This window comes from Companilactobacillus sp. HBUAS56275 (assembly GCF_036913655.1).
GTDB classification, from domain to species: Bacteria; Bacillota; Bacilli; order Lactobacillales; family Lactobacillaceae; genus Companilactobacillus; species Companilactobacillus pullicola.
The window spans coordinates 362,940-384,655 of the sequence record NZ_JAYKKK010000003.1 but is presented as its reverse complement, the minus strand read 5'-3'; the positions used below and the strand labels follow the sequence as shown (position 1 = coordinate 384,655).

Here is a 21,716-nt window from a genome sequence, read left to right as displayed (position 1 = left end):
GTGGTGGACACGACTTGAAGCTAATAATTCCGCACTTTGTGCGCAATCATGGATCTCCAAGCTCGGTCTTATACTAACCTTGCTACGCAAGCTAAGTATAATGGCACCACTGAGGGCCCACAGACTTTTTGCGGTTGACTATATCCTTGGCTCTAATATTATCGAATAAAATTGCAGTGTTTAGAGATCCTTTGATCCTATCTAATCAAATGGAAATATTAAATTAAAAGAACGACTTCTGTTAGGCATTCAAGATATACGGTAATATACTTAAATGCCTTAATAGAGGCCGTTCTTATTTTTGAAGACTTTTTCGTTTAGGGCTGACCCAAGTTCCAGAGCCAAAGCCGAGAATAGTTTTCATTGCTGGAATGAATGTCATAACGACGGTAATTGGATTTACCATCCAATAAAAAAGGATGTATAGGGGCGAAAAGAATACGTATTTCATTTTGGCACCATGGTGATCTAGCAATAAGGCTGTTAATAGTTGAAGTAAGCCTGCAATTAATTCGAAGGTCACGAAGATAAAGGAGATGGCTAGTGCGTGGAAGATACGTTCATAATTGCCGTGGATTGCAAACCAGATCATTAAAAGAATGAAGGCTATTGAGGTAATGACGAAGAAAAAGGACCAGATGATTGATAAGGTTGAATCGATGAACATCGACATTTGGTATCGTCTCTTAATGGGATGGAAAATAAATTTCTTGAGATTAGTTAACCAGACTTCTGTACCACCTTGAGCCCAACGTTTTCGTTGTTTATAGAGATCACGAATTGTTTCGGGGACATTCATATGAAAAATAATGTTGGGAGCAAATCTTGGTACTGCACCGATTGTTTGGTGATCCCAAGCGATACTGATATCTTCTGTGGCTCGGTTTTGTCGGAATCCACCTACATCAATAAGAAAATCTTTTTTGTACAAAGTATTAGCACCACTATAAGCGTACATTGAATCATTAATGGAACTCTGGCTTCGCTTAATAACTCCGACAATACTGGAGAATTCTACAGTTTGAGATTTACCTAAAAGGGAAGTTCGATTCTGCACATCCATATTGGCAGTGACGGCTGAAGTGTTCATATCCTGTGCATGAATAAAGAAGTTCATATATTTCATCAATGCGTCAGGTTCGGGGATGGTGTCAGCGTCATTACTTAAAATATATTCGCCTTTGGCAAAATGCATACCGATATTGAAAGCATGGGCCTTACCTTTATTTTTAATAATGTTGATAGTTCGTAGTTGTGGATACTTCTCTTGAAGATCTTTAATAATCTCGGCGGTCTTGTCAGTTGATCCGTCATTCATAACTAGAACCTCATAGTTACTGTAATTTAAGTTTTCAAATAAATAAGTGATAGTTTCTTCTATCATTACTTCTTCATTGTGGGCAGGAATCATGATAGTTATCATGGGTTGTCTATTTGGAGGAATATTTTTCCAAGTGTTGTCTTCCTTATCAGTTTTGATGAAACGGTATGAAATAGCACCAAAGAACCACAAAAAGGACCCTGTAATAGGGTAGAGACAAAGAATTAGAAGACAAGTATTGAGAATAGTGCCTAAAGTTGTGGATTCAAATAGATGATCGATAAAAATATTGGACATATTGTTTCCCCTAATCTAAATCGTTAATGTCGTGCGCATCGTAGAGTTTTTGTATTTCGTCAGTATCAAGATTTTGTTCTGGTTGGACATTGTAGGTTCGGACATTTTCACGAAATTCTTTGTTGCCAAAACGTTTATCGATAAAAGTATCAATAGTGTTTTCACGCTTCTTTTGGTTGATGGGATTGAAAGTTGGCCACTGTTGAACAAGACGTTGACGCTTGCGATTTTGGATGATCGTCATACTAATTGAAAATATTCCTGACATAACAAAGGCGAAAAGTAAGATAACGCCGATAAAATGAATTTCCAGAATACCTTCGGAATATGACCAAATATGAGGAATTTTAGGATCAAAACTGGCCCAAAAGGCGGTAACGGTTATTACAATTGGAATAATAACTGCTAACCAACCGATTAGACCTATTAGTGTTTGAAAAATTTTTAATAGCCAGTGGCCTTTTTCAAAATATTCGTCGGTATATAATTGTTGTTTATTCTCTTGTTTCTTTGACATCGGTATTCTCTCGAATTTTCTTAGGATTTTCAGGATGACCAAAAAGGTACCCTTGTCGAGTGTTGATATTCAGGAAGGAGGCTAGATCCTCATCGGCCTTGTTTTCAATTCCCATTAAGATCAATTCAATATTATTTTCTTTGGAGATCTTATTCCAAGATTGCAAATTCAAATCTAGCCATGTATTAGGATCTTCTTTACGAAAGGCACGCATGGAACATTTGATCGTATCGACAAAAGGTAACATCCATTCGATCTGATGCAAGCTTTTCATCTCTGAACCGACGTTATCGATACTGAATTCCATACCATATTCTTTGGCGCTTTTAATTCGGCTCTCGAAGAGATAATGATTGATATGTTTAGGACCATAAGCGGAAGTGTATTCGACTGAAAGTTGCATAGGTTCTATTTTAGAAATAGCCCAGCGAACAAAGTACTGGAAGTCGGAACTGATAATTTGGTTATATTCTAAATTGATTGAAAGACGAATTTTTTCGGTAGGTAATGATTTGAAGGTGTCTTCTAAGAGAAAAATCACTCGTTGTAATGGTAATGAATCTAGTTGTTTTGGAAGAGTCCAAGTATCGTCAGGATTGTGCTGACGTAAAAGACATTCATAGCCGATGGTCTTGCCGGTATGATCGACTTGTTTTTGAATGAAGTATTTTAAATTGAAGTCTTTATTCTCTAAATAGTTGTTACTGGTTTTTCTAGATTTCCAATAATAAATTATGATAGTGATTATAAAAATTATTAATGTTATCACAATTAGTCTTAACAAAAATCTTTCTAAAAAAGCTAGATCCATTCTAAATCTCCTGATTCCTATTTTAAGGATATAAAATGCAAACTAGGGTATTATACACCGTGGTAGGGATGTTTTATATTAAAAATGACACCGTCAATGTAACTATTTATTCCAAAATAATAATCAATTATGAATATATTGTTAATATCTAAAAATAATAAATTTGTTTTTTGATATACAAGTTGGCTTTTGAAAGAATTAAGCACTTTCGATGTACGAGTATACCAATTGTGGATGGCGTTTTGGTAATTCACTGTTATCAGTATAAAATCTATATTACCAATGAATATATAATATAAGCATATGTTCAACATTTACCTTAAAATTTATTCGCATAAATATTGACTATGAAATAAGCCCTCTATATAATGTAAGCGTACTCAAATAATGGAATTATTTCAGAAGGACTGAGCATTATGAATAATCAAATATTGATTTCATTGGTAGCTCCTGTTGATGGGAAGTTGATGCAACTTTCTCAGGTTAAAGACCCGGTCTTTTCTCAAGGACTGATGGGACAAGGATTTGCTATTGAACCGACAGACGGAAACATTGTTTCACCAGTTTCGGGAACGGTGACGTTAGTTTCAGAGACTAAGCATGCTTTCGGTATCAAGACAAAAGATGGTGCAGATATTTTGATTCATCTGGGGATTGATACTGTGGAACTTAAAGGTCAACCATTTACGGTGTCCATTAAGCAAGGCGACCAAGTTACAGCCGGTCAAGAAGTTGTCAAGATGGATTTGAAGATGGTTACTGATGCAGGCAAGCAGAAGACTGTTATTCTCGCCATCACGAATAGTAACGATATATTAAAGCAGTTTATGACGAGCAATTTTGATCAAGATGTAAAGGCCGGAACAACTGTGGCGGCTGCATCTGTTAATCAGGCTCAAGAAAAACAACCTGCCAAAGTAGGCTCGGGTAAGTATGATCAATTAGCCGCCGATATTGTTAAAAACGTTGGTGGTACTGAGAATATCAACAGTTTGATTCACTGTATTACTAGATTACGTTTTTATTTGAAAGATGATAACAAAGCCAATGATCAAGCAATTGAAAATTTGGATGGAGTTATCAGTGTTGCCAAGGCTGGTGGCCAATACCAAGTCGTTATTGGACAAGCCGTTACAGACGTTTATGACGCCGTTATAGCTCAAATTGGTACCCAATATGCAAATAACTCAGCTACAGCCGAGGCGGTGGCTCAAACCACTAAAGAAGCCAATAAAGCTAATGAACCTAAGGATTTTTGGTCAAAAATTAAAAGTGGCCTCAGCAACTTCATTGGTGTTTTGACTGCTTCAATGATTCCTATCATTGGGATTTTAGCCGGTTCAGGTATTTTAAAAGGTATCTTGGCTGCTTTGACAGGATTCAAAGTATTATCCACGACCAGTGGTACTTATGCCATTCTTAATGCGGTCGGAGATGCAACTTTCTATTTCTTACCAGTTATTTTAGGATTTACCGCCGCTAGAAAATTGGGTTCAGATCCAATCGTTTTAGCAATTGTCGGAGGAATTATTATCTATCCTAATCTTGTGGCTTTGGCTGGAAAAGCCAGTACTGCAAGTACCACTTTTTTAGGAATCCCCACAACGTTAGTTTCATACACTTCATCAGTTTTCCCAATTATCGTAGCTGCCTGGTTAGGTAAGTATGTTGAGAAATTCTTGAAGAAAGTCATTCCGCTCTATCTCAGAAGTGTTTTTGTACCTATTATTGAAGCATTGGTTCTTAGTTTAGTTATTATTATTGGTGTTGGGCCAATCATTACCGTTCTAAGTAAAGGTTTATCAAATGGTTTAGTTGCTATTTACAGCTTTAGTCCTACACTTTCTGGATTAGTACTTGGTGGTGTTTATCAGACAATGGTTATTTTCGGCCTACACTGGGGACTTATTCCTATTATTATTAATGATATTGCAACAAATGGTCACAGTTATATCAATGCTATCGTATCAATTACAATGGTTGCTCAAGGTGGAGCAGTTTTGGCTGTCTTCTTGAAGACAAAAGATAAGAAGCTGAAGGAAGTTTCATTAGCAGCCGCTGTTTCAGCATTCTGTGGTGTTACCGAACCTGCACTGTATGGTGTCAATTTGAAGTACAAACGAATCTTTGTTGTTGCAAGTATTGCTAGTGCTTTAGGCGGTGCCTTGACCGGATTCTTAAGAGTTAACAATTATGCATTGTCCGGAGCTTTAATTGGATTCCCAGCCTTTATCACACCAGGTGTTGGTATTGGCAGCAATTTCTATGGATATTTGATTTCACATTATGGTACGCTTTTAATCTCAGTTGTTTTAGTTTATCTATTTGGTTTTACCGACAAAATGTTGGCCAAAAAAGCCGATCCCATGAACATGAATATAAAAACAGCTTAATAAGTTAAGGAGATATGCAGATATGGAGACGAAACAATACAATCTCACTATCTCTGATCACGATTTTAAGGTTAAAGGATATTGGCTCGATCAGGTCGATGACTTTGGACAAGAAGTTGATTTTCCGATAGTGATTATTTGTCCCGGTGGTGGATTTACCTTCCATTCACAAAGAGAAGAAGAACCGATTGCCTTGAGGTTCAATTCGTATGGAATGCATGCGGTGGTCCTAGAGTATCAATTGATTGGTGATGAACCAGTTTATCCCATTGCTTTACAAGAAATGGCGAAAACAATTGATTGGATCACAACGCAGGCAACAGCACATCATATTGATACGAAACGAATAATTCTAGCCGGATTTTCGGCCGGAGGACACGTTGTAGCGACTTATAACGGCGTTGCAACAAGTCCAGAATTAAGCCAGAAATATCATTTAGATCAGTATCAAGGAACTCATGCGGCCGTTATACTCGGATATCCGGTTATAGATATGACCGTAAAAGGCAGTTTCCCAGATGACGATCAAGCGCTTCATCAAATTACTGAAGATAAGAGCTTGTGGAAAGCACAGGAACTGGTAAATTCGCAATCCAAGCCGGCGTTTGTTTGGCAGACGCAGACTGATCAATTAGTTAAAGTCGTCAATACGATTAAGTATGTCGATCAATTGAACGATGTGAACGTGCCAGTTGAATACCATCTATTTGGGTCGGGAATTCATGGACTAGCCTTTGGGACATATGTGACTCAAAAGCCAGGGAAGAAGAAATATTTGAATTCATGGACTGCCAAGTGGATCGAGTTAGCTTTTAACTGGATGCAAATGATGAAATTTCTTGGATAAATAAATATCACAATTAGATGCCAGACGTATCTAGTTGTGATATTTTTTTTCGAAGTTAACTTGACAATTTTTAAGAAAGGGCTTACATTAATAACCGTTAAGAAAATAAATTAGACATGTAACTGGTAAAGCAGGCAGGATCTAAAAGAATCAGAGTAAATTCTGAATTTTTTAGGTGCTGTCTTTTTTTTGCGACTAATATCAATCGACTGTATTTCTGGTTCTAATGTTATTGGTCAAAATTATGCTGAATTTGAACGGAAACATGTCTGAGAGGAGTGAACGTAATGGCTATTCAAGATAGTGCAAGTCAAATTGTTAAATATGTTGGTGGAAAAGATAACATCAATACTTTGATCCACTGTTCTACTAGATTGAGATTTACTTTGAACGATTTCGATAAAGCAGATTTAGATAAGATTAAAGGTGTCGACGGTGTACTCGGTGCCGTTATCGCTGGTGGTCAATGCCAAGTTATCATCGGTAATGATGTTGTAGAAATGTTTGACGCTGTTCAAAATGTTTTGGGAAAAGGTTTTAAAGGCAATGCAACGGCTAAGTCAAAACAATCAATTGGGCACATTGTATTAGACTTTATCATCGGTGTCTTTCAACCATTGGTTCCAGCAATTGCTGGTGGTGGTATTTTAAAGGCACTTCTTATGTTAGTTGCCATGTTTGGCTGGATGAGTGACAAGAGTCAGACTTATCAAGTTCTAAATTTAATTGGTGGAGCACCACTTTATCTATTGCCTCTATTGGTAGCTGTTACGGCAGCTCAAAAATTAAATGTTAATCCGTTAGTCGCCATATCAGTTGTTGGTGTTTTGATATTACCTGATATAGCAACTATGTTAGCAAAGGGTACAGAGATTTTTGGATTACATGTTTTAAATGTTACTTATAGTTCACAAGTATTTCCCGCTATTTTAAGTGTTCTTTTATATGCGGCCATGGAAAAATTCTTTACTAAGTATTCTCCAAAGCCAATCAGAATTTTCTTTGTACCGATGATGTCAATGCTGATCACAGCACCACTTACATTGCTTTTCTTAGGACCTTTAGGTTACGTAGTTGGTCAATATTTTGTAAATATTATTTTATTCTTAAATACTCATTTAGGTTGGGTTGCCACAGCCTTGTTAGCTGGTGTTCTTCCATTCATGGTTGCCACTGGAATGCACAAACCAATGATTCCATACGTTGTTGCAACTTTTAGTTCTATGGGTAAAGAAGCACTTTATCTTCCAGCTTCACTAGCACATAATATTTCTGAGAGTGGTACTTGTTTTGCTGTCGCACTAAGAACTAAAGATTCTACTTTGAGATCTACAGCGATTTCTGCAGGTATTTCAGCTTTCTTCGGTATTACTGAACCCGCTTTGTACGGTGTAACTTTGCAACATAAGAGAGCATTATCCAGTGTTATTATCGGTAGTGTTGTTGGTGGTATTTACATTGGTATTGCCGGAATCAATGCGTTCACGTTAGTTGGACCAGGATTAGCAAGTATGCCAATGTTTGTTGATAAGAGTGATCCAATGAACTTAATTAAAGCCTTTATCGGATTTGGTATTTCATTCGCAGTATCGTTTACTGCTGGCTTATTCCTATGGAAAAATGAAGAATCAACTGTAGATGATAAAGAGGAAAAAGATATCAACGTTTCTGAAGAATTAGACGCTCCCGTATCAGGTAAAGTTGTAGCTTTATCAGAAGTACCAGATGATGTCTTTTCACAAGGATTATTAGGAAAAGGAATTGCTGTAGTACCAAGTGAGGGAAAGCTTTATGCTCCTGCAGATGGTAAGATAGAAATGATTTTTGACACCAAACATGCTTTGGGAATGAAGACTAATTCCGGAGCTGAAGTGTTGTTCCATATTGGTTTAGATACAGTTCAATTAAATGGTAAATATTTCGATGTTAAAGTAGAACCGAATCAAGAAGTTAAAAAAGGTGACTTACTAGAAACCTTTGATTTAGATGCTATTAAGGAAGCTGGATTTAATCCAATAACTATGATGATTGTCACGAATCAAAATGACTATTCAGTTGATGCTGAAATTGAGAATCAAGCTGATAATGAAGGAATTCAACCAGTTTTGAATATTGCTAAGTTAGGAGTTTAATAATGGGATTAAAAAAAGATTTTTTGTGGGGTGGCGCTGTTGCTGCCAATCAAGTTGAGGGTGCTTGGAATGTTGATGGCAAAGGTCCATCAGTTGCCGATGTCGCTACATATAAACCTGAAGTGGATGTAAAAGATTACAGCAAGCAAGTTGGCGTTACGTCTGAAAGCATTCAAGAAGCTTTAAAGACTGACGATACAACTTACTATCCAAAGCGCCGCGGAATTGATTTTTACCATCGCTATCCTGAGGATATGAAATTATTTGGCGAACTAGGCTTCAAGACACTAAGAATTTCGATTGCTTGGACTAGAATTTTTCCAACTGGCGAAGAGACCGAACCTAATCAAAAGGGATTAGATTACTATAAAGATGTTTTCAAGGAAATGCATAAGAATAACATTGAACCTTTAGTGACACTGTCTCACTATGAGATGCCATTGAATTTAGCCATTAAATACAATGGTTGGGTCGATCGTCGTGTGGTCGATATGTTCAGGAGATTTTGCGACGCCTGTTTTAATGAGTTCAAAGATGATGTGAAATATTGGTTAACCTTTAACGAGATTGACAGTGTCACACGTCATCCATTCACCTCAGCCGGCATTATCCCGGACAAATCAGATAACTTGTTGCAAGATGAATATCAAGCTTTCCACAATCAATTTGTTGCGTCAGCGTTAGTTACCAAGGATTGTCACGAAATTATTCCTGGTAGCCAAGTTGGTTGCATGTTGACTAAGTTAACTGATTATCCTAATTCTTCCGATCCAAGAGATGTTTTGGCATCATTCAATAAAAATACGATGAATTATTTCCCTGGTGATGTGCAAGTCTTCGGAGAATATCCGAAATTAGTTTTGGACTACTTTAAGAAAAATAAGATTGAAATTAAAATGGAACCTGACGATTTACAAATATTAAAGGATAATACCGTTGATTTTGTTTCCTTTAGTTATTACATGTCGATGGTTTCTTCATACGATGAAGGAAATCTTGAATTGACTGCTGGCAATACAATTGTTGGTGGGAAGAATCCTCATTTGGAAACGACTGATTGGGGCTGGACTGTTGATCCAATTGGTTTAAGAATTTCCTTGTTACAACTTTATGATCGCTACCACAAGCCATTGTTCATCGTGGAAAATGGTATGGGTGCTAAAGATACTTTGACAGACGATAAAAAAGTTCACGATCAGTATCGAATTGACTACTTTAAAGCACATTTCCGTGAGATGATTAAGGCAGTTGATGCTGGTGTCGATTTGATGGGCTATACTAGCTGGGCTCCAATTGATCTAGTTAGTGCCTCAACGTCACAAATGTCGAAGCGTTATGGCTTTATCTATGTTGATGAGGATGATTTAGGCAATGGAACTTTGAACCGTTACAAGAAGGATTCTTTTGATTGGTATCAACACGTTATCAAGACCAATGGACAAGATTTAGATTAATGATAGGGAGGCGGTTTAGGGATGAAAATTAAGAAAGTTCTGAATTCCAGTGTTGTTTTGGCTGTAAATGATCAAAACCAAGAATTCATTCTCTTAGGTAAGGGAATTGGCTATGGTAAGAAAACTGGAGCAATTCTTGAAAGTGATTCCTACAATCAAGTTTTCGTACCAGTTAGTAATGGCAACGTTGAACAACTTCTAACTTCGATTGCCCAGTCGTCTCCTAAATTAATCGAAATTGCTCAAAAAATTATCAACTATGCCACTGAAAGTTTGAATACCAAATTGAGTGATGCACTCTATGTTTCCTTGTTGGATCACATGAAATTTGCATTGGAACGGGAAGAACATGGCATCGTTATAACGAATAAAGTTTATTGGGAAATTAAGACTTATTATTCTAAAGAATTTTCCGTGGGAACTTATGCCGTGAAACTGCTGAATGAAGAAATGGGAACTAAGTTCTCAGATCAGGAAGCTTCTAATATTGCCGCTCATATTATCAATGCTGAAAATGGCAGCGATGATCGTCGGGATGCATTAAAAGCTAGTCAAATTATTGGAAGAATCGTTAATATCATCAAGTATCAGTTTCAAGGTGGAATCAACGATTCAGCTCCCAATTTTCAACGTTGTGTCGTGCATATAAAATTCTTAGTGGAACGCATAATCGCAGATAATATGTTTGAAGACGCCGATCCAGCCATCTTTGCCATTGTTAAAAGTAAAGATGAACAGGCTTTTCAAATAGCTCAGAAAGTATCAGATTATATAAAAATTAAATTTGGTGAACCATTGACAGATGAAGAACTGATGTTGATGACGATGCAAATTCAAAGAATAGATAAATGAAAAGGATCACTTCTATTGAAGTGATCCTTTTTGAGTTCAGACAATCAAAGTAATGGCTGTTTACAATGATCATCAGATTATTATATTAATGGATTGGATAATTGCGGATGGTATTAATCTACTTAGTAACTTTTTGAATTTTTAAAATAAAGGGTATTTATTTTTATGGTTGTCCACAATTATCGGAAGTCATGTTCCAACAATCACCTATTTATAACGACCATTCCACTGAATTGCTGTAAATTTGGGCTTGTTATGACCTCTTCCTTAGTACATTTATATAGTACGATGTGGGATTGGTCCCAGGTCAAGTATAAATTTAAAAAAGTTAGTAAGCATCGACCCAATGTGGATTTTGCGTTTCATAGGGTAATTGTGCTGAGTTCAGTTCGTTGTATAAATAAATGAACGCATTGTGAGCTTGATTTTTAAAACAGAGGTCGATTGTCGGTATGTTCATTATTTTAGCAATTTCGCTATTGTTGCTGCCGACCACAAGACAATCTTCAGGAACTTTTTGGCCGTTTTTTCTCAATGTGGAAATAAACTCTGCGGCTACGAAATCATCATAAAAAATAACCGTAGTAGGGTGATCAGGATTATCTAACCATTTTTTAGCAACGTCTTCACCAGTTTTCATTTGTGTATGGTAGAACAGTTGAAAACTCTGATTGCTATCGGGATGAGCCGCCACGAAGTCATCTATCGCTCTGACTCGAGCACGTGTATTGGCGTTTCTTAAACCAGATAAGACATGTCCAATATCTTTATGACCAGATTTATAGAGGTGGTTAAGTACCTGAAGGTAAATCGGGTAATGGTCGATAAAGTTGGAATAAATGTTAGGACGGTTAACTCGATGCCAGGTGGAAATAGGGCCGAATTTAGCATAAGAACTGATAGTATCCCATGAGTTGATCCTCGTTAAGATGAAGATAGCGTCTAAAGCGTGAGTTGTCAGTAATCGCAGAGCCTTTAGTTCATTATCCGCTGTTTGTGTGAAGTAAACGTTGACGCTGTAACCATGCTCTGCCGCAATCTTAGTAAAGGAATTGAGAAAATCCCCTACGAAGGGAAAGTATTCACTAACAAGAAAACCAATCGTGTTTGTTCGTTTTTTCCGTAAATCTTTAGCAACTTGATTAGGGACGTAATTCATTTCATGCATCGCATCGAGAATGATTTTACGTTTATCTTCACTCACGTAACCATTGCCGCTCACAACGCGAGAGATGGTGGATTTGGAGATTCCAGTCTTTCTTGCTAGATCATAAATTGTCGTCATTAAGTGTCACCTTTCTGTATCTATAAAGATATACTAATCGTTTTCCGGACATTCTGGGGTTAATTCTACTCTGGAAACGTTTACTACGCCAGGATTGGTTGTTTTATTATTAGTCGTTGTTATACTGGATGATGTTAACCATAAGGAAGGTGAGTATTTATCGTTAGTTGACAGCAGTAATATTTCGGCTATTCGCGAGGGTAGCGTAGCAATGAATTCATAGGAAATCAAAGCGAAGGGAAATATTACTCATGAAGTCTAAAAGGATTTTAGGATCCGTGTTTTTAACCATTGCTTCAATTATTTGGGGAGCAATGTTCGTAGTTGTAAAAATTATTGTAAATGAAGTACATCCAATTCAACTAGTTTGGTTGGAGTATCTGATTGCATTAGTATTCTTAATTGGATTTTCAATAATGAAAAAAGAGAAGTGGCACATCAATTGGTCCGATTTGAAATTAATTTTTTGGATCGGAATCATTGGAAATACCATTTCACTAGTTGCCCAAGAAATGGGTACAGGGTTGTCAAATGCCCAGACAGGATCGGTTATCACATCAACGATACCTGCATTTATGATCATCTTTGGTTGGTTAATTCTCAAAGAAAAGTTGGATAAGGTTAAAGTCTTTTCCGTAATTATTGCTATTCTCGGAGTAGTTATGATTGTTGGATTAAAGATGTCAGGAACCAATGTCATATTAGGAGTTCTGCTTCTAGTACTTGATTCCATCGCCTGGGCTTTAATGTCAGTTCTAGTTAAAAAAGTAAAGACGTACAGTTCTTTACAAATTACTATTATGTCAACCGTAGTAGCTGTTGTTGCTCTGACACCATTTATTTTGAGTGATATGTCATCACTTACAAGCATTAACTTTGCTGACCCAACGATCATTCTTAGTTTACTTTACATCGGTGCCGTTTCAACCGCCGTTGCTTACGTAATGTGGAATCGTGGCCTCCAAATCGTCAGTGCCGGTTCTTCAGGATTGTTCTACTTGATTCAACCAATCGTCGGATCATTTCTAGGTTGGTTACTATTAGGCGAACAAATTTCCGTTGGTTTTATCATTGGTTCGGCCATGATTTTAGCCAGTGTCTGGATCTCAGTTAAATTCGATGGTTCATCCACAGATGAGACTCGTTTAGAGAGAACACGACCAGCAAAACTGAATGCAAAATTAAAATTGAATAATAATTAATAAGGTAAATCCAAAACGGATTTGCCTTTTTTGTACGTAATTTAAAATATCAAGGCAATAATAATAGTGTTCAACTCATGCTATAATTTTTCTAGTTATGGTACTAAAAAATATAATGTATTATGGTGAATGTCCAAATATTAAATATTGAGATGGAGCGAATACGTATGTACTTTCCTATGCTTAAAGGTAAACAACATGAGTTATTAGCATTAAGAGAACTTTTAAATGATGGTATTTTAAGTGAAAACATACTGCCGATTATAGAACCAACAGGTACTTCAGCAACATTAGGAAATCTACTAGAGTCTTTTTCTGACAGTAATAAGAAGATTGCCGTGATTCAAAATTCACCTGCCGCTAATTTTAAGATTTCCGATAATATTGATATGAATAAAATAAAAGCAAAAGATAATTTTATACCGGCCCTAATTCTTGATAATTCAAATGATAATTCTTTTTCTAACTATTCTAATGTTAATAAAATGGCCATTGTGAATGAAAAATCGGATTTTAATGATACATCTATTATTGACGGTAATACTTATTTAGTAATTGAACCAAATAATCGATTGGCAATTAGAAAATTAAAAAATAATACAAATTTTATGGTAGAAATGCATGAACAATTTAATAATGAATGGGATAGAAATATAGATTATTTATCCAAACCAGATGAATTATTTACAGTGGAACATTTATATTACAAGGAAGAAGGCTACTGTGGCTTTAGTGATTATTCAGTAATTGACAGTAGAACAGGTTTCGCAGCAAAAGCCGTAGCAATTCATTTAGTCTACTTTGATGAGAATGATGAATTAAGGATTCATCACTTTGTTTCAGATTCTAATGACGATGTACGAAATCCAGCATTGAAAACCTATGAGGCGTTGGCAAAATTGATTGAATTCGTTTCCAGTTCTGGTTTTGATAGCAAGAAGAATGATTCCAGAGCTTTAAAGGAGTTTAAAGAGTTGTATAAGGCTGAAAAATATTCAGGATTAGGATATATAAAGAAATTGTCTATAAAACATCATTTTGAAATTATGGGAAGATATTTGGATAGAAAGCAATGAAGTATTACATAAGTTAGAATCAAGGTAAATCCAAAACGGATTTGCCTTTTTTTAGTGATATAATATTTGAATTGCAAAAAAGAAGGTGTAAAAATGATTTACTCACCATTAAATGAATGTGATGTTCCTGCTATCCGTTAATCAGCGGATGGCATTTCCGTTGATTAATTTCAGATGAAGTTAAATAACGGAAGGAAATATTATGAATTCAAAGAAGATTTTAGGATCAATTTTACTTAGTGTGTCTGCCTGTATCTGGGGTGGAATGTTTGTTGTTGTAAAGGACGTAGTCAGCGTTATTCATCCTTTGCAGCTGGTGTGGTTAAGGTATTTAGTAGCAATCGTGTTTTTAGTATTATTTTCGATTTTGAAAAAAGAAAAATGGACCATTTATAAAAGAGACATCGGACTGATCGTCATAATAGGTTTGATTGGTAATACTATTTCAATAGTTGCCCAAGAAACTGGTACTTGGTTATCCAGTGCTCAAACTGGGGCAGTGATTACTTCAGCGACACCATCTTTTATGGTGATTTTTGCTTGGTTGATCTTTAAAGAGAAAATAACACATGTCAAAATAATATCCTTAGTCATGGCATCGATTGGTGTAATTATGATAGTCGGTATCCATTTAGTAGGTAATAACATTTTACTTGGGGTATTATCATTGATCATTGCGGCCTTAACATGGGCTTTGATGTCAGTCTTGATACAAAAAGTTAAACATTACAGTTCATTACAGATTACGATCATGTCGACAATGATTGCCATAATTTGTTTAACGCCAGTTGTGTTTACAAATAAGCTTAATTTAACAAATATTGATTTTCTAGAACCCAAAATTGTTCTTAGTCTGCTATATTTAGGCGTTATCTCGACAGCCTTAGCCTTTGTCATGTGGAATAAAGGATTGACGCTAGTTAATTCTAGTTCGTCGGGACTATTCTTTTTATTACAACCAATCGTGGGGACACTACTTGGTTGGATGTTTTTAAAAGAATCGATTTCAATTGGCTTCTTTATTGGTGCAATATTGATTATCGGTAGCGTCTGGGTATCAGTTAGATTTGAAGGTAAATAGTAAGTAGAAGGGTAAATCCAAAACGGATTTGCCTTTTTTTATATTTTCAGTTCCAACTTACTGTGATAATGCTATAATTTTTTACAAAAATAAGATTTCAAAAGAATTTATTTAATTATAAATTTTGTTCCGGAGAGACCAATAGCTAAAAGGACTAAGCATTATGGATTCTAACAAAGTATTAGGTTCTATTCTTTTAGGAGTCGCCGCCAGTATCTGGGGTGGGACTTTTGTGGCAGTGAAAATGGTAGTGGGCGTGATACATCCACTCCAGTTGGTTTGGCTAAGATATTTAGTCGCGTTGATCTTTTTAGTCGGTTTCTCATTGATCAAGCGAGAAAAATGGCATTTGAAAAGGAAAGATTTGAAATGGTTTATCCTCTCAGGATTGACAGGGTACGCACTCTCATTAGTCGCTCAAGAAACCGGAACATGGTTTTCCAGCGCTCAAACAGGAGCTGTGGTAACATCCTCGACCCCAACCTTCATGGTGATTTTTGCATGGCTAATTTTAAAGGAAAAATTAGATCGCGTTAAGATCATTTCTTTAGTGATGGCAACACTCGGGGTAGTGATGATAGTCGGCATCCATTTGAGTGGTAAACATATCTTAATCGGTGTATTGTTCTTAGTATTAGCGGCATTGAGTTGGTCGTTTATGTCAGTAATGATCAAATTATTGTCAGAATACTCAGCGCTACAAATAACGATTATCTCAACCATCGTCGCAATGATCTGTTTGACCCCATTCGTGATGGGAGATTTAGCATCCTTATCCAATGTTAACTTTTTCAATCCTAAGATTTTAGCTTGTTTGTTCTATGTTGGCGCAATCTCGACCGCCATGGCCTTTGTCATGTGGAATAAAGGCTTAACAATGGTCAGTCCCAGTGTTTCCGGATTGATTTATCTGTTACAACCAATCGTCGGCACCTTGTTAGGCTGGCTGATTTTGGGAGAAGGTCTGACTTGGGGTTTTGCGGCTGGCACAGCTTTGATTTTGACTAGTGTTTGGGTTTCGATTAGATTTGCAAAGTAGATATACAAAAAGGTCCTATTCTATTGAAATAGGACTTTTTTTGATCAATTAAACAAGTAATTCTTTCTTTAAAGCAGTTGTCAGTAATTCAGAAAAATTGATGTTATTCTCTTTTTCTAATTTGTTTAGATAGTTAGGGATGGTAAGAGTCTTTTTAATCGTTTTAAAGTCATTCTTGCGACGATACTCATCGATATCGACATCCACCAGAGTGACAATGTTGCAATCCTTTGAGGTGGGAAGTACGTAATTTGATTTGGATACATCTAAATTGTTATCTTGCTTATCAATAATGTTCAGTCCAATGTAGTCGCAAGCCATTTGAATAGCATCATCAACATCTTTACCTTGTGTTATACCGTCAATGTCGGGAATTTTGACAAAGTAGGGGATGTTCTTATCGTCAGTTTTAGAAATTATAATAGGATATACTATTTTCATTTTTAATTCCTCCAAATCCATACACGTGTTTAATACGTATATGGATTTTAACACTTGAAGTATACATGTGTCGCGTGTATATTGAGACTTAAAAAGAGGAGAATATGATGAATAGAATTCCTACCCCTAAAATAAGTGAAATTCTCAAAGAAGAATTCATGGAACCATTAAATTTGTCAGCTTATGCATTGGCTAAACATATTATGGTACCAACATCTCGTATTCAAGACTTATTACATGATCGACGTCAGGTAACAGTTGATACTTCCGTAAGATTGGGGAGGTTCTTTGGCGTTTCGGATCGTTATTTCTTAAATCTTCAAAATGACATCGACATTCGAAATGCGGAAGAAATTAATGGTGAAGAATATAAACGGATTAAGCACTATCAAATAGGGTAAACAAAAAGACGAGTCCATTTGGATTCGTCTTTTTAATACAATAATTAATATAACTTCTTGAGTAACAGTAGTATAATCACATATACAAATAGCCACGCTGCAACCACACCTGTATGCTCGCCCTACAATGATATAATAAAAGTAAAAGGAGTTGTTGTTATGAGATGGGACAGAGATAAATCAGAAAATGAATTAACAAAATGGTTCACACCAAGTAAACCTGCAACGAAGAATTATGTTGGACGTGGAACATTAGATAGAACCATTTTTCGTGAATTCTCGCAACAAGGAAGACAAGTACTTGTTTTTGGCCCCACCGGTGCAGGTAAAACGAGTATGGTACTTGATAATCTTGCAAAATTGAAGGAAAAATATGGGACTAACAGCATACGAGTAACAATGACGAATACAACAAATTTGGAAAGTTTTATTGCAGATATTGCAAATAAACTCCATTTGATGCGTAACGTTAAGACCATTGAAACAAATGAGAAAAGTAATAATGTTGACGGAAGCATAAAGATTTTTAGTTGGTCAGCAAGGGGAAAAGAGTCACAACAAGATATTTCTGAACAATATACTGGTACCGATGATTTTGCCATTCTGGAAGAAGCATTATTTAAAAGCAATACCGTATTGGTTGTTGATGATATGGAGAACCTAAGTGATGAAGCGACAGATTTAAGAGTAAGATTAGCCGAGATAGCTAAAAATATGTCTGACGATGCTGTGAATTATGAAAAATCATACGCAAAAATAATTTTTGTAGGTATCGCTAATACTGCGGAACAATTATGGAGTGATGTTCAATCGTTAAAAAGTAGATTGGCAACAATCTCCGTTCCTTATTTAAACAGAAGTGAAAGTAGTCAAATTGTTGAAACTGGATGGAAAAAGGCAGAACTGAAGAGCAATTCCGAACAGGTTGAAAAAACGGTTTATATTTCAAGTGGTATTGGAAAAGTAGTACATGAACTTGGACAGAAAACCGGATATGCCGCTATAGATGATAATAGCGAGACGATACATGATGATTATATAGAGAAAGCTATACATGAAATATTTGAAGTTAATGAATTGGAATATGAATCAAAATTAAATCAGGCTAAAAATAAAGCAAGTACAAAAACAACTGTAAGAAATTATGTCCTTTACGCAATGGCCAATGACGATAGAATCAATATGACAATGCAAGATATTCTTAAGGCAGTAAATAAATTAAGACATGACGATCATGGGAAAGCAAATTCTATTAGTCCGATACTATCTCAGCTAAAAAGTCCAAAATTCGACATACTAACTAGTGAAGATAGAAATTCTTGGAGGTTTACTGATCCAATGTTTAAAGCTTATGTTAGAGAGCATAAGGATCAATTACTTTTGAAGAATAAGCAAGAATGATACTTAAAATTAGCACTATCAAATAGGGTAAACAAAAAGACGAGTCCAAATGGATTCGTCTTTTTAAGTTAAATAACCATGGTTCTATGTTTTATAGTGGAAACGAGCTGTGCGGCCAGATTCCTGTGCTTTGCTACAGCACTGAAATTGCCCGCAAAATACGCGTGCGATTCCAGTACTTAGGCAAATGCTCAGAATCTAAGCGGGCCTGCTTCGCTCTCTACTCTGCTTTATGTATATCGCCCAAAATGTCTTCTCCAGAAAAGTCAAAGTCCATGTAAGAATGATTTTTAACGGGGAGATGTTGTTCTAAGGTATCGAATTGTTGGAGTTTTACGTCGCCACTTGCGGTACCAAATGATAACAAATGTCCACCGAAGTCGTGTTCATCGGATATAAAGTGATGATGAAAGCCACCTACGGCAGCTCCGTCGAAAATTTCGGGTGAGTAATAGCTCAACAAAGTACCTGTGACGTCTGCTTTTTCAAAGATGCTTTGTTTTTCAGCTGTTTTAGCCAAGGTTTTATATGGCTTATGTGATTTTCTGACGGCACGGGTTCTCACATTGGTAAAGTGGCCGTGTAATTCTATTGAGAAAAATGTGTTGGCACTGGTTAGTGAGAGAATCTTGTCCTCAAGATCTTTCTGGCTGATTTTATCAACGTTAACTAATTGTTGGTAGTCGCCAAAGTGGATGTTAGCGAACGGTAGTGTGAAGCGGTCGTTAACAATATTGACTTCGCCGGTACTGTCGACTTGATAAGGCTTGCCATCTAGAATTATTAATTCACCGTCGAGTCCTTCACCAGTCCCAATACCAGTATCGCCATGGGTCAACAATTCCTTCATAGTAATGGTGCCGTCGAGTAAACCGGGCACTAGTAAAGCTAATGTTCCGTGTTGATAAAGAATATTTGATTTTGGCATGAGATCCTTCTTTCTATACTAATTCAAGACGTCATCGACCAACTTGGATGCTAATTGGATGTTGTCAGAGTAATCGACAGGGATGTGTAGAATAACAGGTCCCTTTGTATCGAAAGCCTTGGCTAGCATTGGTTCAAGATCCTCAGTTCTTTCAACGCGCATACCAGTGGCACCAAAACTTTCAGCATATTTAACAAAATCAACCGGTCCTAATTTAACACCAGCATCGTGGCCGTATTTGGCAATCTCTTGGAAACGAACCATGTCATAATAGCCGTCGTCCCAAATCAATTGTACGATATTAAGGTGCAGGCGGACAGCAGTTTCTAACTCTTGACCAGAAAATAGGAAGCCACCATCACCAGCAACGGAAACAACGGGTTTTTCAGGACGTACCAAAGCGGCAGCAATTGCCCAAGGAAGTGCAACACCTAGCGTTTGCATACCATTACTGAAGAGTAGGTGACGAGGCTTGTAACTTCTGAAGTGACGTGCCATCCAGATGTAAAGACTACCAACATCAACCGTAACAGTCGTGTCATCTTCAACTTGGTTTTGCAAAGCGTGGATGATAGCAAGTGGATGAATTCCGTTCTTGTCAGAGTGGTTAGCAGGAATCGCATCCTTCTTTGTAAATTTCTCTTGTTGATCAGCCAGATGTTTGTGCATATCTTCGCCTAGGTCGATACCATCCGGTAAGTTAGAGCTAACTTCGTTAAGAGTTTTAGCAATATCAGCGTTCACAATCAAGTCAGGTTGATAATCATTGGTGATTTCAGGCTTGATACTATCGAGATTAATAATTTCTCCCGAACGACCAATATTCCAGTTACGAGCCTCATATTCAATTGGATCGTAGCCGACTGCAATGATCAAGTCACTTTCCTTGAGGATCGTGTCACCGATTTGGTTACGGAACAAGCCGACACGGCCGTAGTAGTTTTTCTCCAAATCACGCGATATGACACCAGCACCCTGGAAGGTTTCCACAACTGGAATCGAGAACTTGTGCAAGAATTTGTGGATAGCGTCGGTAACTTCATTGGTAGAAGAACGCATACCTGCTAAAATTACGGGCAACTTAGCCTTTTCGATTTTTTCAATAATTTGGTTGAGAGTCTCAGAATTGACGCCACCTTGTTCAACCTTGTGAAGTGGTTTGATAACTGGACGAGTTACTTCGTCATTTAACACATCTTGAGGGATGGACATGAAAGTTGCCCCAGCCTTAGGTGAAATAGCATTTTGGTAAGCGTTTGCAAAAGTCTCCGACAAATTGTTAGCATCTTGAACTTCAACACTGTCCTTAGTAGTAGTGGAAAGAAGTTCCTTACTGGAAATACTTTGGTGAGTTAAACGGGCAATATCGTTTCGGGGAACTTGACCACCTAAAGCGATTACCGGATCACCTTCAGAAGTAGCGGTGATTAGACCAGTAGCTAAGTTGGAGACACCAGGACCGGATGTTGTAGCCACAACTCCGGGTTTACCAGTCAAACGTCCGATACCGGCGGCGATGAAGGCTGCGTTTTGTTCGTGACGTGTAATAATTAGTTCAGGAGTTCGTGAATCGTCGTTGTGTTCAAGGGATTCAAAGAGTTGATCGATCTTCGCACCAGGTAATCCGAAGACATAATGTACACCTTGGTTGATCATCGATTGGATCAAAGCTTGAGCACCATTAGTTTTTGTCATTGTATCTAACCTCTTTTTTGTGTAGATTTGTTCTATAATTATTTATAGGAAAAAAATAAAGCATTTGTGTTGATTTGTCAACACGTAAATCTTTTCATGGAGTGAAAGTGAATGAAAAATATCGGATACTTAGCACAAGATATTTCTATCTTACACCGTCAATATTACAAGGATACACGGGAAGAATTCAATCAAATTAACTTGAATCCGACCGCAGCTTGTATTTTATTGGCTGTAAGTGATTATGAAAATATTAGCCAGAATCAAGTGGCCCGTTCTTTAGTTATCGACAAGGGCTTAGCCACTAGAGAAATCAATAAAATGAACAAGTTGAATTACCTGACAAAGTCTGATGGGGCAGGGAAAACCAAGGTTCTCAACCTCACTGATGAAGGTAAGCAAATTGTCGACAAAGTTCAGAAGATTCGTAGTCAATGGTGGGAAGACCGCTTTGTGAAAGCCGGAATTCAAAAAGATAGTCCATTAGTTTCTTCCATAGAAGCAGTTGTTTCAACTATTGTCGATCCAATTGAGAAATAAAAG

At 36.9% G+C, this 21,716-nt stretch carries 19 protein-coding genes; 12 read left to right on the top strand and 7 right to left on the bottom strand.

Annotated features, from left to right (window positions below; genetic code table 11):
• Nucleotides 1-295: 295 nt before the first annotated feature.
• The 3 genes from U8526_RS08220 to U8526_RS08210 are packed head-to-tail and all read right to left on the bottom strand — an operon-like array spanning nt 296 to nt 2,946.
• Nucleotides 296-1,618: a glycosyltransferase gene (locus U8526_RS08220; protein WP_334341469.1), complete on the bottom strand. Its 1,323-nt coding sequence runs from the start codon at nt 1,616-1,618 to the stop codon at nt 296-298.
• Between the two features lie 10 nt (nt 1,619-1,628).
• Complete coding sequence (locus tag U8526_RS08215) at nt 1,629-2,135, bottom strand: hypothetical protein (protein WP_334341468.1); 507 nt, start codon at nt 2,133-2,135, stop codon at nt 1,629-1,631.
• Complete coding sequence (locus U8526_RS08210) at nt 2,113-2,946, bottom strand: EAL domain-containing protein (protein ID WP_334341467.1); 834 nt, start codon at nt 2,944-2,946, stop codon at nt 2,113-2,115. The genes U8526_RS08215 and U8526_RS08210 overlap by 23 nt, the downstream gene beginning before the upstream one ends.
• Before the next feature lie 416 nt (nt 2,947-3,362).
• Between U8526_RS08210 and U8526_RS08205 the strand changes: the two genes are divergently transcribed.
• The 5 genes from U8526_RS08205 (at nt 3,363) to U8526_RS08185 (ending at nt 10,624) form a co-directional block, all read left to right on the top strand.
• Nucleotides 3,363-5,339 carry a glucose PTS transporter subunit IIA gene (locus tag U8526_RS08205; RefSeq protein ID WP_334341466.1) on the top strand — a complete coding sequence of 659 codons (1,977 nt, stop codon included), beginning with the start codon at nt 3,363-3,365 and terminating at the stop codon, nt 5,337-5,339.
• A gap of 22 nt (nt 5,340-5,361) precedes the next feature.
• The gene (locus U8526_RS08200; protein WP_334341465.1) at nt 5,362-6,186 is read left to right on the top strand and encodes an alpha/beta hydrolase; all 825 of its coding nucleotides are present in this window, start codon (nt 5,362-5,364) and stop codon (nt 6,184-6,186) included.
• 287 nt (nt 6,187-6,473) lie between these two features.
• Nucleotides 6,474-8,318 carry a PTS beta-glucoside transporter subunit IIBCA gene (locus U8526_RS08195; RefSeq protein ID WP_334341464.1) on the top strand — a complete coding sequence of 615 codons (1,845 nt, stop codon included), beginning with the start codon at nt 6,474-6,476 and terminating at the stop codon, nt 8,316-8,318.
• A 2-nt stretch (nt 8,319-8,320) separates the two neighbouring features.
• Complete coding sequence (locus U8526_RS08190) at nt 8,321-9,772, top strand: glycoside hydrolase family 1 protein (protein ID WP_334341463.1); 1,452 nt, start codon at nt 8,321-8,323, stop codon at nt 9,770-9,772.
• Between the two features lie 21 nt (nt 9,773-9,793).
• Complete coding sequence (locus tag U8526_RS08185; RefSeq protein WP_334341462.1) at nt 9,794-10,624, top strand: PRD domain-containing protein; 831 nt, start codon at nt 9,794-9,796, stop codon at nt 10,622-10,624.
• Between the two features lie 328 nt (nt 10,625-10,952).
• Here the strand turns inward: U8526_RS08185 and U8526_RS08180 are convergent, their stop codons facing one another.
• Complete coding sequence (locus U8526_RS08180) at nt 10,953-11,909, bottom strand: LacI family DNA-binding transcriptional regulator (RefSeq protein ID WP_334341461.1); 957 nt, start codon at nt 11,907-11,909, stop codon at nt 10,953-10,955.
• A gap of 251 nt (nt 11,910-12,160) precedes the next feature.
• Between U8526_RS08180 and U8526_RS08175 the strand changes: the two genes are divergently transcribed.
• From U8526_RS08175 to U8526_RS08160, 4 genes are all read left to right on the top strand, one after another.
• Nucleotides 12,161-13,111 (top strand): DMT family transporter, encoded by a 951-nt coding sequence (locus U8526_RS08175; protein ID WP_334341460.1) that lies wholly within the window; start codon nt 12,161-12,163, stop codon nt 13,109-13,111.
• A 167-nt stretch (nt 13,112-13,278) separates the two neighbouring features.
• Nucleotides 13,279-14,187, top strand: coding sequence for a sce7725 family protein (locus U8526_RS08170; protein WP_334341459.1), 909 nt, complete (start codon nt 13,279-13,281; stop codon nt 14,185-14,187).
• Between the two features lie 202 nt (nt 14,188-14,389).
• Nucleotides 14,390-15,268, top strand: coding sequence for a DMT family transporter (locus tag U8526_RS08165; RefSeq protein ID WP_334341458.1), 879 nt, complete (start codon nt 14,390-14,392; stop codon nt 15,266-15,268).
• 163 nt (nt 15,269-15,431) lie between these two features.
• Entirely contained in the window at nt 15,432-16,307 is an 876-nt protein-coding gene (locus U8526_RS08160) for a DMT family transporter (RefSeq protein WP_334341457.1), read from the top strand.
• Between the two features lie 48 nt (nt 16,308-16,355).
• Here the strand turns inward: U8526_RS08160 and U8526_RS08155 are convergent, their stop codons facing one another.
• Nucleotides 16,356-16,748: a type II toxin-antitoxin system HicB family antitoxin gene (locus U8526_RS08155; RefSeq protein ID WP_334341456.1), complete on the bottom strand. Its 393-nt coding sequence runs from the start codon at nt 16,746-16,748 to the stop codon at nt 16,356-16,358.
• Nucleotides 16,749-16,855: 107 nt separating this feature from the next.
• Here U8526_RS08155 and U8526_RS08150 point away from each other — a divergent pair, with 107 nt between their 5' ends.
• Together U8526_RS08150 and U8526_RS08145 are read left to right on the top strand one after the other, a co-directional pair.
• A complete protein-coding gene (locus tag U8526_RS08150; RefSeq protein ID WP_334341542.1) occupies nt 16,856-17,149 on the top strand; it encodes a HigA family addiction module antitoxin in 294 nt (97 codons plus the stop codon).
• Between the two features lie 159 nt (nt 17,150-17,308).
• Nucleotides 17,309-18,550, top strand: coding sequence for an ATP-binding protein (locus tag U8526_RS08145; protein ID WP_334341455.1), 1,242 nt, complete (start codon nt 17,309-17,311; stop codon nt 18,548-18,550).
• Between the two features lie 220 nt (nt 18,551-18,770).
• Here U8526_RS08145 and budA read toward each other — a convergent pair whose 3' ends face one another.
• Both budA and alsS read right to left on the bottom strand, forming a co-directional pair.
• Complete coding sequence (gene budA, locus U8526_RS08140; protein ID WP_334341454.1) at nt 18,771-19,478, bottom strand: acetolactate decarboxylase; 708 nt, start codon at nt 19,476-19,478, stop codon at nt 18,771-18,773.
• Nucleotides 19,479-19,496: 18 nt separating this feature from the next.
• Nucleotides 19,497-21,173 (bottom strand): acetolactate synthase AlsS, encoded by a 1,677-nt coding sequence (alsS, locus tag U8526_RS08135; RefSeq protein ID WP_334341453.1) that lies wholly within the window; start codon nt 21,171-21,173, stop codon nt 19,497-19,499.
• Nucleotides 21,174-21,284: 111 nt separating this feature from the next.
• Here alsS and U8526_RS08130 point away from each other — a divergent pair, with 111 nt between their 5' ends.
• Nucleotides 21,285-21,713: a MarR family winged helix-turn-helix transcriptional regulator gene (locus U8526_RS08130; RefSeq protein ID WP_334341452.1), complete on the top strand. Its 429-nt coding sequence runs from the start codon at nt 21,285-21,287 to the stop codon at nt 21,711-21,713.
• Nucleotides 21,714-21,716: the final 3 nt, after the last annotated feature.